The organism is Chitinophaga nivalis (assembly GCF_025989125.1).
GTDB lineage: Bacteria > Bacteroidota > Bacteroidia > Chitinophagales > Chitinophagaceae > Chitinophaga > Chitinophaga nivalis.
Map to the genome: position 1 here is coordinate 1,699,740 of NZ_JAPDNR010000001.1, position 13,785 is coordinate 1,713,524.

Annotated in this window: 10 protein-coding genes; 1 reads left to right on the top strand and 9 read right to left on the bottom strand. The window is 47.9% G+C overall.

The window, feature by feature from the left end:
- Positions 1 to 19: 19 nt before the first annotated feature.
- From OL444_RS07010 to OL444_RS07025, 4 genes are all read right to left on the bottom strand, one after another.
- The gene (locus OL444_RS07010) at positions 20 to 739 is read right to left on the bottom strand and encodes a hypothetical protein (RefSeq protein WP_264733937.1); all 720 of its coding nucleotides are present in this window, start codon (positions 737 to 739) and stop codon (positions 20 to 22) included.
- 1 nt (position 740) lies between these two features.
- Positions 741 to 2,540 carry a type VI secretion system Vgr family protein gene (locus tag OL444_RS07015; RefSeq protein WP_264733936.1) on the bottom strand — a complete coding sequence of 600 codons (1,800 nt, stop codon included), beginning with the start codon at positions 2,538 to 2,540 and terminating at the stop codon, positions 741 to 743.
- A 596-nt stretch (positions 2,541 to 3,136) separates the two neighbouring features.
- Positions 3,137 to 3,574 carry a DUF983 domain-containing protein gene (locus OL444_RS07020; RefSeq protein ID WP_264733935.1) on the bottom strand — a complete coding sequence of 146 codons (438 nt, stop codon included), beginning with the start codon at positions 3,572 to 3,574 and terminating at the stop codon, positions 3,137 to 3,139.
- Positions 3,575 to 3,620: 46 nt separating this feature from the next.
- Positions 3,621 to 5,399, bottom strand: a complete 1,779-nt coding sequence (locus tag OL444_RS07025) for an ABC transporter ATP-binding protein (protein ID WP_264733934.1) — start codon at positions 5,397 to 5,399, stop codon at positions 3,621 to 3,623.
- Between the two features lie 163 nt (positions 5,400 to 5,562).
- On the opposite strand from OL444_RS07025, the gene fusA2 reads away from it, so the two are divergent.
- Complete coding sequence (gene fusA2 / locus OL444_RS07030) at positions 5,563 to 7,695, top strand: elongation factor G2 (RefSeq protein ID WP_264733933.1); 2,133 nt, start codon at positions 5,563 to 5,565, stop codon at positions 7,693 to 7,695.
- Between the two features lie 54 nt (positions 7,696 to 7,749).
- Here the strand turns inward: fusA2 and OL444_RS07035 are convergent, their stop codons facing one another.
- The 5 genes from OL444_RS07035 to ubiE all read right to left on the bottom strand — a co-directional run bounded on the left by OL444_RS07035 (position 7,750) and on the right by ubiE (position 13,740).
- Entirely contained in the window at positions 7,750 to 9,291 is a 1,542-nt protein-coding gene (locus OL444_RS07035; protein WP_264733932.1) for a YifB family Mg chelatase-like AAA ATPase, read from the bottom strand.
- Positions 9,292 to 9,415: 124 nt separating this feature from the next.
- Positions 9,416 to 10,744 carry a MutS-related protein gene (locus OL444_RS07040; protein WP_264733931.1) on the bottom strand — a complete coding sequence of 443 codons (1,329 nt, stop codon included), beginning with the start codon at positions 10,742 to 10,744 and terminating at the stop codon, positions 9,416 to 9,418.
- Between the two features lie 117 nt (positions 10,745 to 10,861).
- Entirely contained in the window at positions 10,862 to 12,208 is a 1,347-nt protein-coding gene (locus OL444_RS07045; protein ID WP_264733930.1) for a dihydroorotase, read from the bottom strand.
- Positions 12,209 to 12,319: 111 nt separating this feature from the next.
- The gene (gene porT, locus OL444_RS07050) at positions 12,320 to 13,021 is read right to left on the bottom strand and encodes a type IX secretion/gliding motility protein PorT/SprT (protein WP_264733929.1); all 702 of its coding nucleotides are present in this window, start codon (positions 13,019 to 13,021) and stop codon (positions 12,320 to 12,322) included.
- Positions 12,994 to 13,740 carry a bifunctional demethylmenaquinone methyltransferase/2-methoxy-6-polyprenyl-1,4-benzoquinol methylase UbiE gene (gene ubiE, locus OL444_RS07055; RefSeq protein ID WP_264733928.1) on the bottom strand — a complete coding sequence of 249 codons (747 nt, stop codon included), beginning with the start codon at positions 13,738 to 13,740 and terminating at the stop codon, positions 12,994 to 12,996. Before ubiE ends, porT begins: the two co-directional genes overlap by 28 nt.
- Positions 13,741 to 13,785 lie beyond the last annotated feature (45 nt).

Genomic DNA, 13,785 nt, shown 5'->3' on the forward strand with positions numbered 1-13,785 from the left:
ATGTTTTTCAGGATGATGGTTAGGTGGCTGTACAAGTGATCTGTAGCTCTTCCTGTTGCTGTAGTTGTTGTTGCTGATATTGCAGCAACCGGCAGGAGCAGGATAATAAATGTCTTGTCTGGATATGGGAGACAGCATGGTAGTATATTTCCCGGGTGATATGACCGGTGGTAGTTCCTTGCCAGGAAGTTGAATACGTATCTTTCCCGGTAGCGTGCGGTGCGCCCGGTGTCAGGAGAAAAGAATGTCCCTGGTAAATAAAGCGTACAGGCGATGCCGTTATCACGGATAAGCGATAACACTGAATGAAAGGTTCGTGTTCCGGCAATTTATCTGACAGGAGTGAGTCCATGATTTTATCAGTAAGCAGTTGTAGCAGGTTGCCGGCCATGTCGCCGCCATAACAGGTTTGCAGGTAGGGTAAGGCTTGTCGCCATCGTTGCCGGATGGTCTCCGCATTGATGAGGTGTGGGGTAGCTGCCGGCTGCCGGAAGGCTATCTGCAACGGATACAGGAGATCGCCGGTTTGCTGCAGCAGCTGATCAATCATAAAAGCCGGAGGCGCCTGGTTGAGCAATACCTCGTGCCGCTGAAATTCCAGTGTGGCAGCCGGGCGCGTTCGTACCGTCATCCGGTAGGTGACCAGCTGTGAAGGCGGATGGTCACTGTGGTATTCACAGAACCTATGCCGTGCAGCATAGGTACGGCTATTGGCCATATCGGGTACAGCTATCTGCATATCAGAACAGTTTCACTTTTTCAGCACTTTTAATAGCAATGGTTTTAGCGGCAGATAATACCATGTTTTCCTGTGTGCTGCTGAAATGTATGGCTTCGGCTGTTTCCGTGAGGGTATGGGCGGTACGGGTACAATTTTCCTGCGCGTGTTGTACAATATGTCTGGCAGTCTGACTGGCATGGCTGCCGGCATGAATATGCACATTTTCACCAGCGCCGGCAGCGATGTTTTCGCCCGCATGGAGGTAGATGTTTTCACTGGCCTGCAGCCGGATATTGGTGGCTGTAAGCTGCAACTGGGCGGGGGCGGCGATAGTGAGGTTACCGGTGGAAGTATCCAGGGTAATGTGATTGCCGCTACGGTCGCAGATGGTCAGTTGTTCCGCGCCATGGGTGTCGTCCAGTTGAATAGTATGACCGCTGCGGGTTTTGATGATCTTCCGGTTGTTGGCGGCATCTCCGAATGACGTGTAGTCTATACCGTTATATAATGATCCATATACATACGGTAGTTCCGGATGGTTGTTTTCAAAACCGGTCCATACTTCTTCTCCTGTTTCCGGCATAAAGTAAAATCCTTTGCTGGCGCCGCTGTGTGGAAGTACCAACCGTATCCAGGGTGATTGCCCGGTTGTTTGCCAGTGGAACCGTACGCGGATGCGGCCCAGTCCCTGTGGATCATGATTGTCGGTGACGATCGCGCTTTGTGCTTCACAGGGCGGATGTACATCCGGAGAACCATAAGGGGCAGCACTGCCTGCCGGAATGCCGCTGAATTGGTTATGATATTCTCCGCTGCCATTGCAATAATGTGTGATGGCGGTGAGGGTGTATCCGCCGTGTTGCGTGTCGGTATACAGGTTTTCCCGGATAGATACGGTATCGCCTATACGTAGGGCCGGATGAATACTGGTGCCCTGGAGTTGTAGCATACCTGCCAGTTTGCTTTTATCATGGAGGGTGGCCAGCTGTGTAAGCGGGAGTGTGGCAGGGCTGGCAAAGGCCTGGAGTGCCTTCTCCCGGGTAGTGGCGGAGAACAACTGGTGGCTGGCTTGTATGGCAGTTTGGACAACCCCAGGCAGCCTGTCGCCTGCAGGATGGGGAGGGGCTGTCACCACGGCCGGCTGTTGATAGTCGTAGGTATACCATTGTTGTTGCCGCGGGCGTACCTGCCATTGCAGGTGAAAGTCGGTGAGGGTGGCCGGGTGGGTAAGTATGATGTCGCGTGGCGTATAGTTCCCGAATACCAGGTGTTGTCCGTTATAAAAGCACCATTCTCCGAATCGTTGTGCCAGGCGTTGTATAAAGGCAAAATGACTTTCCCGGTATTGCACAGTGTAAGGCAGGATGGCGGTGTGTGCCGGATCAATAAGGGCGGTATCAATAAAGGGGGCGCCCTTTTTTATAACGGCTTGTATAACGGTACGCAAGGTTTGCTGTTCAAACGACTGCAGGTGTGGATCGCCGTCCAGCACAATGGTAGGACTATGTCCTTTTACCAGGCAGTAGCCATGGGTGTCATCGGTTTCCTTGCCGGTGCATACAGCGGTAACCAGCCCCTGGAAAACCAGCTCCCGGAGGGCGTGGGCTGGTTCTGCCGGGCGTATGGTAATATGCAGCTCCTTGCCCAGAAATGCCTGGCTGGCCGTAGAAAGCTCTTGCCCGGCGCTGAGCAGCCCGTCGTAGGAAAACAGGATACTGCAGGTATGATGGCCATTTAATTGTTGTTGTAACGTTAAATGCCGGAAGTGCCGGAACTGTTTGCCGGCAATAGCAATAACCGCGTGCGTATTCAATGACATAACAAGATTTGTTAATGATGAAATACTACAACGGAAATACAAAGTTTGCTGAAAAGTGAAGGTGGCCGGATTAGTTGGAACTATGGGAATAGCTCCCGGTGATAATCCTGCTTTTGGTAAAAAGACATACGTTGTCTTCCCCTTAAAAATACAAATTTTATAATTATCAGCCGCAGGAGATAATTTTTTTTTAGGGAAGATTTGCCGGCAGATAAATATATATAATTTATTTATATAACAAGGTCGCCTTTTTATAGGCAAAGATTATACGCCTTTTTTAGCAGGATGCGTTATAGCGTATAGGGTAATAATTGTGCGTATAGACGTGTATGCTGGAATAGTAGTAGGGGAAAGGCTGATACCACTGATGTAAAATATTCAGTGGGATATATTTAGATTTTGTAGTTTAGCGCAACTTTATGAAAAGTGTATGTTAGATATTCCTGCCTCGGTTTGCATGAGCAGTTTTCCCTCATTTTTCGAATATTGGTTTTTGCCCCGATAAAGATTTTCTGACCACCATTGGTTCAGATTTTGGTTGAAAAAGAAAGGGGCTGTTTTTACAGCCCCAAAATTTTTCAGTCAGTATATTTTACTTAATGTTGATGTTGTTTTTCTGCTTCCGCTACTGCATCTTCATCATAATACACGAAAAAATACAGGTAAATAGCCCGCGATAACCGCATCAGCCAGGGTTGTATGAGTACCAGCAACACACCATTTACGGCCAGCCATATAAAAATACTGTTGTCTCTCCAGCTTAAGCCAAAAAACAGCCAGAACCAGATCAGGTTAAATACACTGAAAGCTACGGATAAGGCATAGCTCACATAACCTGTCCCAAACCAGAATCCTGTTTCCAGCTCATATTTTTGTCCACATACCGGGCAGTTGTCATACATGTTAAAGATCCTGGAGAACTTTACATGAAAGGGATTCTGGTCTTTAAACATATGACCTCTTCTGCATCTCGGGCATTTCATGGATAATATGCTGAGAAAATAATTAGGGCGTTTAGGCTTTTGTGTACTCATGGTGCAAAAATAGTTAAATACAAAATATGAGGCGGCAATACTTTGCTTATACAGCTTCTACTTTACGCTCCCCGATCTGTTGGCGCCACATGGCGTAATACAGCCCTTTTTCTACCAGCAGGTCTTCATGTCTGCCCACTTCTACGATGTTGCCTTTTTCCAGTACATAAATACGATCTGCGTGCATAATAGTACTCAGCCTGTGTGCAATCATAACGGTAATATGTTGCTTGCTGGCGGTAACCTGGCGTACTGTTTTGGTAATTTCTTCTTCTGTAATGGAATCCAGCGCGGAAGTAGCTTCATCAAATACCAGTAACCGTGGTTTGCGCAGCAAGGCACGGGCAATGGATAAACGTTGTTTTTCTCCGCCGGATATTTTAATACCGCCTTCACCGATAACTGTTTCCAGCCCTTTGTCTGCCCTTGCCAGTAACGTATGACAGGAAGCCCTGTTTAAGGCCTCCATTACTTCTGCATCAGTAGCTCCCGGATTCACAAACAACAGGTTTTCCTTGATACTACCTGCAAACAACTGGGTGTCCTGTGTGACAAAGCCCACCTGATGGCGCAGTTCTTCCATGTCTACCTCATTGGCATCGGTACCGTTGTACATAATATGCCCTTCATTGGGTTTGTACAAACCTACCAGCAGTTTTACCAGCGTGGTTTTACCGGAACCGGAAGGCCCTACGAAAGCAATGGTTTCCCCTACTTTCACGGAAAAATTCACCTGCTGCAAAGCTTTATTGTTTGCTGTCAGGTGTTTGAAACCTACGTTTTTGAAAGATAACTCTTCAATATGTTTTACTTTAACCGGATTGGCTGGCATCACTTCTACCGGTGTATTCAGGATGCTTTGGAAGTTGGATAAAGATACCTGTGCTTCCCGATAATTCAGAATGATATTACCCAATTCCTGCAACGGTCCGAAAATAAAGAAGGAATACAACTGTAAAGTCATCAGCTGCCCGATGGATACGATATCCCGGTAAATGTAAAACAGCAGCAAAAACAGAATCGCCTGCCGCATGAGGTTCACAAAGGTACCCTGCACAAAACTGATACTACGGATGCTGCGTACTTTCTTCAGCTCCAGCATCAGTATTTTCAGGGTTGTGGAGTTTAGGCGCCGGATTTCCTGGTTGGTCAGCCCCAGACTTTTCACCAGTTCTATATTACGGAGCGATTCCGTTGTAGAACCAGCCAGTGCTGTCGTTTCCCTGACAATGGTTTTCTGGATTACCTTGATTTTTTTACTCAGTACATTCATCAGTAAACCCAGCAATATGGAACCGCCCAGGTATACCAATACCAATGTCCAGTGTACACTGATGGCGTACACCATCACAAAGATCACTCCTATCAATGCAACAAAAAGTACATTCACAAAAGAGGTAATGAATTTCTCACAGTCGGTACGTACCTTCTGCAGAATAGCCAGCGTTTCTCCGCTACGTTGATCTTCAAACTGCTGGTATGGCAGTCTTAAAGAATGTTTCAGACCATCAGTATATACCTGTGCCCCGAATTTCTGTACAATTACGTTGACAAAATAATCCTGGAATGCTTTGGCAATCCGGGATACCATCGCTACGCCGATAGCTGCGAGCAGTAATAACAATACGCCGTTCAGATAACTACCTTCCGGCCTGGATGCAGTGCCGCCCTTTACCGTTGTATGCGGGTGAGAGGCAAACTGGTCAATGATCTTCCCAAAAATATATGGGTCCATTAAGGAGAATAACTGGTTAATGGCTGCAAGCAATAACGCCAGTACAATAAGTCCTTTATAGTTCTTCAGATAATGCAATAATAGTTTCATATGTTGGTCTTCCTGAGCTGCAAAGTTAGTGCATAAAGTTACTGGATGTTGTAACATATTTAAGCTAAAAGTGCTGGCTATTTTGGCTAAAAAACGTTAACTTAATAGTAAGTTCTTTGCAAAGACAACGGTGATTAAGGTTCATTTAATTAAATCTCCACATATGAAGACGTATGATGAAAAACACATCAAAAACATCGTACTGCTGGGCGCACCCAAAAGCGGCAAAACAACCCTCTCCGAAACAATGCTGTTTGAAGCCGGCATCATCAACAAACGGGGTACGATAGAAGAAAATAATACTATCTCCGATTACCATGAAATTGAACACCAACGGGGTAATTCCGTATATGCGACCCTGATGCATACGGAATGGAAAGATTACAAAATCAATATCATCGATACGCCCGGCCTGGAAGACTTCGCAGGCGAGGTGATAGCCGCCATCCGCGTATGCGATACTGCCGTATTGCTGCTGAATGCACAATATGGTGTAGAAGTAGGAACAGAACTCATCTGGGATTATGTAGACAAATACCGGAAACCCACCATCCTCACCATCAACCAGCTCGACGCAGAACAAGCCAATTTCAACAAAACAGTGGAAGATGCCGCCCACATCCTGGGGAATGCCGTTACCATCATGCAATACCCCGTTAACCAGGGCTCTGGCTTTAATGCCATCATCGATCTGCTGAAAATGACCCTGTACCGTTTCCCCGAAAATGGCGGCAAACCGGAAAAACTCCCCATCCCTGATGCCGAAAAGGAACGCGCGGAACAACTGCATAATGAGCTCGTGGAAAAAGCCGCTGAAAATGATGATACCCTGATGGAGCTTTATTTTGAAAAAGGAAGTCTCGATGAAGATGAACTTCGCCAGGGTATTAAGATCGGTATGCTGAAACACCAGCTATTCCCGGTGTTTTGCCTCTCCGCCAAAAACAACATGGGCAGTGGCCGATTAATGGGCTTTATTGATAACGTGGCGCCTTCTGCCGTGGAAATGCCCCCGGAAATTACGGAAACCTTGCAGGAAATTCCCTGCGACCCCGCAGGTCCTGCCTGCCTGTTTATCTTCAAAACGCTGCAGGAACCACACATCGGCCGCCTCTCTTTTTTTAAGGTCATATCCGGTGAGATAAAAGGGGGCATGGAGCTGATCAATGAAAAAGGCAATACCACCGAACGTATCAGCCAGCTCTTTATCACCGACGGAAAAAACCGTAACAATGTAGAACGCCTGCGGGCAGGCGATATCGGTTGTACCCTGAAACTGAAAAATACCCTCACCAACCATACCCTTTGCGAAAAAAACTTCCCCGGCCAGATTGCTCCCATCGACTTCCCGCCACCTAAAGTACGGGTAGCTATCGAAGCCCTGAACAAAAGCGACGATGAAAAACTGAGTGAAGTACTGGCAGAAATACATATAGAAGATCCTACCCTGGAAGTGGAATTCAACCGGGAACTGAAACAGGTAATCCTGCACGGGCAGGGAGAACTGCACCTGCTGGTGACCAAATGGCGGCTGGAAAATATCTATAAAATGGAAGTAGCCTACCATGCCGCAAAAATTCCTTACCGCGAAACCATCCAGAAAGCAGCCATCGCCTCTTACCGCCATAAGAAGCAATCCGGCGGGGCCGGACAATTCGGGGAGGTATACCTGAAGATAGAGCCCTGGTTTGAGGGTATGCCCCCCTATAAGGAACATCCCGTACGCGACACGGAAGAAGTATCCTTACAGTGGGGCGGTAAACTGGTCTTCAACAACTGTATCGTAGGTGGGGCTATCGACAATCGTTTCCTGCCCTCTATCCTGAAAGGGGTAATGGAGAAAATGCAGGAAGGCCCACTAACGGGATCGTATGTACGCGATATACGGGTAAGCGTATACGATGGAAAAATGCATCCGGTAGACAGTAACGATATTTCCTTTAAAATAGCCGGTATGATGGCTTTCCGGGAAGCCTTTCACCAGGCAGCCCCCCAGCTGCTGGAGCCGGTATTCGACCTGGAGGCCACAGCGCCTGATGTCATGATGGGCGACATCATGAGCGAATTGCAGAGCCGCCGCAGTATCATAACGGGCATGGATACACTTAATGGCTACCAGGTCATCAAAGCCCGCACCCCGCAGGCCGAACTGGACAAACTCTTTTCCGCCCTCCGTAACGTAACGCAGGGTAAAGCCAAACTAAAATCGCAGTTTGCAGAATATGCACCTGTGCCGGCAGAGGTACAGCGTAAACTCAGCGAAGACTACAAAAAAGAAGAAGTGCATAGTGACTGATAAACCTGGTTCCGGAACAACGCCTCGTTATTCCGGAACCGGCACACCTCTCGCTTAATTACTCCATCCTTCCCGGTCCAGGCTCCTGTATTGAATGGCTTCTGCCATATGTTCCGCCGTTACATAATCGCTGCCGGCCAGGTCGGCAATGGTACGGCTTACCTTGAGTATCCGGTCGTATGCCCGGGCCGATAGCCGGAACCGTTCCATGGCCTGTTTCAATAAGGCCATACAGCTCTCATGAATGTTACCGATACTGGCCAGCAACTGACTATGTAACTGGGCATTGCAGTAAATACCTTCCAGATGGGCGAACCGGCGTGCCTGTATATCCCGGGCGGCGGCCACACGGTGACGGATACACGCACTATTTTCAGGGACGCTGCGATCGGTTAAAGCAGTAAAAGAAACCGGCGTTACTTCTACATGCAGGTCTATCCGGTCCAGTAGCGGCCCTGATACTTTATTCAGGTATTGCTGTACCTGTCCGGAAGCACAGGTGCAGTTTTTTTCAGGATGATTGAAATACCCGCAGGGACAGGGATTCATGGCCGCCAGCAGCATAAAGCCGGCCGGAAAATCGATCGCGTTTTTGGCGCGCGAGATGGTGACCTTTCTTTCTTCTATCGGTTGCCGCATCACTTCCAGCACTTTTCGCCGGAACTCCGGCAGCTCATCCAGGAATAATACGCCGTTGTGTGCCAGCGATATTTCCCCGGGTTGCGGTGCGCTGCCGCCACCTACCAGCGCGGCATCGCTGATGGTATGATGCGGTGAGCGAAAAGGCCGTTGCGTGATCAGCGAAGTATGTTGCGACAGTTTGCCGGCAACGGAATGGATCTTGGTGGTTTCCAGTGCTTCTGCCAGGGTAAGTGGCGGCAATATACCCGGGAATCGTTTGGCCAGCATGGTTTTACCGGCGCCCGGTGGCCCGATCAGGATCGCATTGTGCCCGCCGGCTGCTGCTATTTCCAGTGCCCGTTTAATGGACTGTTGCCCTTTCACATCGCTGAAATCCAGATCAGTCGCACTTGTGGCCTGGTTAAACTCCGCTTCGATATCTACGGTTACCGGCGATAGGCTATGCGGGTCCGCTAAAAACTGCAGCACCTCCCGGATATGCGATACGCCATATATTTCCAGGCCTTTTACCATAGCCGCTTCCCGCGCGTTTTGCAGCGGTAATATAAAACCGGTGAATCCTTCCTGCCATGCCTGTATAGCCATCGGTAATGCGCCTTTCACGGGCAGTACAGCGCCATCCAGCGATAGTTCCCCCATCAGTACATACCGGGGGCAGTGGGTAGCATCGGCATATCCTGCTGCACAAAGAATTCCAATGGCAATAGGGAGGTCGTAGGCCGCACCGGCTTTCCGGATATCTGCCGGCGCCATATTTACCACCGTGCGGGTTCTGGGCATCCGGTATCCCAGGTACTGAATGGTGGATTCAATACGCCGTTCACTTTCTTTTACTGCATTGTCGGGTAGCCCTACAATAAACAGTTTATTTCCCTGGGAAGACACATTCACTTCAATCGTGATGGTAATGGCGTGTACGCCCTGTATGGCGCTGCCAAAGGTTTTGACAATCATATGGAGTGGGATTGGGTTAACTCTGCTAAGATAAACAATTAAGCAGTAGGAAGCAGCGGGAAAGCCACCGCCCCGAAAACAGCGGCGGTGGCGGTCTTCGGGGCGGTGGCCGGATATTTTTTATTTACCGGATCTGATCCAGCAGGTCCAATACCTTTTCTCTTTTCAGAATCAGGTAACCGATTTTTTCTTTGGCGATACCATCTTTCAGCTGATAGGTGAAATGCAGGTTATCTTCTATCACCTGCGACTCAAAGTATTTGAACTGAATACGTTTTTCCTGGCTCAGGTCTTCCGCAATTTCATACAGGTGGGTAGATAATATAAAGAGACAGTTGGAGCTGCGTAATAACCCACGGATGACTGCCAGTGAACAGTTCCGGGCATCTTCTATATTGGTGCCCTTAAACATTTCATCAATCAGCACCAGCCAGTTTTTGCCATCTGTCACCTGTGTAATGGTGTTTTTGATACGTAATACTTCACTGTAGAAATAACTTTCTCCCTTGAAGATATTATCCTGCACCTGGATATTGCTGAAGATACCATGGAAGAAACTCAGTTCCATCGCAGCTGCGGGCACCCCCATCCCGATGTGTGCCAGGAATACTGCAAGTCCCACTGCCCGGATGAAAGTCGTTTTCCCAGCCATATTAGCGCCCGTGAGAAACATAAAATGTTGCTGTTCATCCAGGGTAAGATCATACGCTACCGGTGTGTCCAGAATAAGGTGATATAGCTGAGAAGCCTTTACCTGCGGGCGTGTACTGCCGGAGAAAATGGGAAACTGCAGGTTGAAGTGCCGGATGGCTTTAGCCATCGCGTAATAGGCATCCAGTTGCTGGTACAGGGTGACCAGTTCGATGATAACTTTTTTATGCCTTCTACGGATGTAATGATCATAACGCAGGATCTGCACGAAATTCAGGGTACCTGTTGCCTCTGCCTGCAGGATATCTGAAAAGTCGCGTTGGTTCAGCAGGTGCTGGGCCCGGTCCAGCATCGTTTTTAATACTTTCGGTGCGTCGTCTGAATTAAATACATCGATGAAGGCACGGAAGCCCCGGAGCAGATTCACCAGTTGTGTAAAAGAAAATTTGATGAAGCTGAAATCAGGAGCATACAGGGTTTTGGTGATGACAGCGTTTAGCCAGAGTGCTGGCCCTTCTGTAGTAGAGATAGGCTCAATATGGGCCTCCATATAATTTTCCACCACTACAATGGTGCCGTTGGATATAATGGAAGGCCACTTGCTTTCCAGGTCCAGTATATATTTTAATGCTTTTTGTCTGTTTTGTATAGCGGTGATGTCCTGCAGGGGTTTACTGAACAGCTGGCGTAAATAGTCACGCCCGCCGGCGGTAGTCGTGAAATCCAGCCGGTGAAACAGGGAATATTCTTCATCGCGGTTAAAGATAGAGAGATCGTAATAGGAAGTTTTGTCCAGTTGCATGCAGCGTACTTTTTAGTGAATATACAAGGGAAGATGCACAGATGAAAAAAATCCATAACGATAAGAAAGGAAGCCGGCAGTAGAAAACAGGTTGTTTCCGGCTGCCGGCAAGCTCATTTATGGGCGGCTGAATGCTAACCGCTGGCCCATCACCGACTCATTAAATACGCCATTGGCGTAGGCCAGATGGCCGCTTACAAAAGTATGGGTGATGGCGGCCGGGAAGCGGTGTCCTTCAAACGGGCTCCAGGCGCATTTATAATAGATATTGTCTTTATTAACGGCAGTTTCGGCCTGCAGATCTACAATAACACAGTCAGCATAGTATCCTTCCCGTAAGAAGCCTCTTTCCTTTATCTGGAAACAGATAGCAGGGGCATGGCTCATTTTCTCCACGGTTTTTTCGATGGTAATATCGCCTTGTTTGACGTGTTCCAGCATCAATAACAGGCTGTGTTGTACCAATGGTACGCCGGATGGCGCCTTCAGGTAATGTTGCTGTTTTTCTGCCCAGGTATGCGGGGCATGGTCGGTGGCGATAATATCCAGCCGATCGTCCAGTAATGCCTGCCAGAGGGCCGTTTTATTCTCCGGTGATTTGATGGCCGGATTACATTTGATCAGGTTGCCGTATTGGGCATAATCATCTGCGGTAAAGTGCAGGTGATGTACGCATACCTCAGCGGTTATACGTTTCTGTGCCAGTGGTTCCATGTTACCGAATAATTGCAGTTCCCTGGCGGTGGAAATGTGCAGGATATGCAGGCGGGCATCATGTTTCTGGGCAAACTGAATCGCTACCAGCGACGATTCGAAGCAGGCTTCCACATTACGTATCAGTGGATGGTCTGCCGCAGTCAGCTGGTCGCCTTTTTCGCGTTCAAACGCTTCCATGTTGCTGCGAACGATCTTTTCATCTTCGCAATGGGTGGCGATCAGCAGTTCGCTGGTAGAAAATACTTTTTCCAGGGTCAGGTAGTTATCTACCAGCATGTTGCCGGTAGAGGAACCCATGAATATTTTAACGCCGCAAACGCTGTCTTTTTTCGCATTGGTGCGCAGGATTTCTTCCACGTTATCGTTGGAGGCGCCCATGAAAAAAGAGTAGTTGGCCAGCGAGTGCTGGCTGCCGATGGTGTATTTATCTTCCAGTAATTCCTGGGTGAGTGCAGCAGGCTTGGTGTTGGGCATTTCCATGAAGGTGGTGGTACCTCCGGCTACGGCTGCCCGGGCTTCTGTATAGATGGTGGCCTTTTCTGTTAATCCCGGTTCCCGGAAATGTACCTGGTCGTCGATGACACCAGGTAAGAGGTGTTTCCCTTCTCCGTTGATTTCCTGATAGTTACCGCTGACAGTAATGTTAGGCGCTATTTTTTCAATGCGGTTGTTTTTTATCCAGACATCCTGTGCTGTGGTACGCCCTTCATTTACCACAGCTATATTCCTGATGAGATAGTTTTGCATAACGCAAAAATAAAGAATAATTGACAGGCAGGCGAGGAAGAAGTGGGGAATAAAATATAATGCCCGATGCTGCGGGCGCCGGGCGTTATATTTTATATATCAATTGTTTATTTATCCTTCGAGATGGATGGAAAATACAATCATCCGGGATTGCATTTTGTCGATGACGTTGGAGTACCGGAGGTTGGGATCTTTGACGTGTACGTTGCCAAATCCGTTACTGATCTTGAATTCCGGAGAAAAGATGAAACTTTCAAAGTAGAATTCAAACCCGGCGCCGACTTCATAGCCGAAGTCGCTTTTATTGATTTTAATCAGGTCTTCCGCCCGGCGGGAACGTGCGTTGGAAGCCAGGTCATAGTCATACTTGAAGCCCCCGATCGTATATACGCGCATGTTACCGATGCGGTCTGATTTAAATTTGATCTGGAGCGGAAAGCTGAGCAGAATAGACTCTATCTTCTTGTTGGTATCCTGTGGTTTGGGATAGCTTTCCCGGTAATACAGGTTTTTGGAAGCAAACACCAGTTGCGGGTTAAAGCGCAGATCGAAGTGTTCACTTAATCGCGCATTCGCCAGCAACCCCAGGTTGAATCCCATACTTTTCAGTGGCTCGGCCACCATAATGGAATCATCTGCCAGGAAGGCGGTTGAATGATAGAGTTTAAAATTGGACTGGTTAGTAGCCAGTGTTATTCCAAAGTAATAGGGTTTTGCATCGTGATCCACCATATTCAGATTGACCTGTGCTTTTGTTGGCAGCACTATCAACAGTAACAGGAATATCAGCGCGTAGCGCAGTAAATGGAACATATGCCGAATGTAAGCGTTTTGCATGTAACGGCCTGGAAACCTATGTTAGTTAATATCGTTTTCATTGCTTCTCCCTGTGGGAACGCTTTCACGGATTCGGGCAGATAGCTGTAGGCCGCCTGGCTTTTAGCTATCCATTTTCCAAACAGGGGGATCAGGTAACTGGAATATAAATTATATAATTGTTTAATAGGGAATACGGTGGGATTGGAGAATTCAAGGATCACTAGTTTACCGCCTGGTTTTAGCACTCTTCTCATTTCAGCCAGTCCTTTTTCCAGGTTTTCAAAATTCCGCACACCAAACGCCACTGTTATGGCATCAAACGTCTGATCAGGGAAACTTATTGTTTCACTATCGCCCAGTTCGAGGGTGATTTTATGGCCAAGTCCCAGTTTTTCTATTTTCTGGCGGCCATGTTCCAGCATTCCGGCAGAAATGTCTATGCCTACAATTTTTTCCGGATGCAGTTTCTTTTCAGCCATGATGGCAAAATCGCCAGTGCCGGTGGCCACGTCCAGCATGTATTTGGGCTGCAGGGAACGCAGTTGTTTGAGTGCTTTTTTCCGCCAGATAATGTCGATCCCAAGCGACATAAAGTGATTGAGAAAGTCATAGCGATAGGCAATATCGTTAAATATGGTCGCTATCTGCTCCTTCTTGCTTAATTTTGACCCTTCGAAGGGAACAATCTTCTGAACATTTATATTTTCTGACATAGACCGCAAAGTTAAGGAAATGTAGTCATGAGATGGAAAGCAAAT

What these genes read in the sequence shown, in the direction of transcription:
- OL444_RS07010 (WP_264733937.1), bottom strand. Translation starts at nt 739, where the DNA reads ATGCAGATAGCTGTACCCGATATGGCCAATAGCCGTACCTATGCTGCA.
- OL444_RS07015 (WP_264733936.1), bottom strand. Translation starts at nt 2,540, where the DNA reads ATGTCATTGAATACGCACGCGGTTATTGCTATTGCCGGCAAACAGTTC.
- OL444_RS07020 (WP_264733935.1), bottom strand. Translation starts at nt 3,574, where the DNA reads ATGAGTACACAAAAGCCTAAACGCCCTAATTATTTTCTCAGCATATTA.
- OL444_RS07025 (WP_264733934.1), bottom strand. Translation starts at nt 5,399, where the DNA reads ATGAAACTATTATTGCATTATCTGAAGAACTATAAAGGACTTATTGTA.
- fusA2 (WP_264733933.1), top strand. Translation starts at nt 5,563, where the DNA reads ATGAAGACGTATGATGAAAAACACATCAAAAACATCGTACTGCTGGGC.
- OL444_RS07035 (WP_264733932.1), bottom strand. Translation starts at nt 9,291, where the DNA reads ATGATTGTCAAAACCTTTGGCAGCGCCATACAGGGCGTACACGCCATT.
- OL444_RS07040 (WP_264733931.1), bottom strand. Translation starts at nt 10,744, where the DNA reads ATGCAACTGGACAAAACTTCCTATTACGATCTCTCTATCTTTAACCGC.
- OL444_RS07045 (WP_264733930.1), bottom strand. Translation starts at nt 12,208, where the DNA reads ATGCAAAACTATCTCATCAGGAATATAGCTGTGGTAAATGAAGGGCGT.
- porT (WP_264733929.1), bottom strand. Translation starts at nt 13,021, where the DNA reads ATGTTCCATTTACTGCGCTACGCGCTGATATTCCTGTTACTGTTGATA.
- ubiE (WP_264733928.1), bottom strand. Translation starts at nt 13,740, where the DNA reads ATGTCAGAAAATATAAATGTTCAGAAGATTGTTCCCTTCGAAGGGTCA.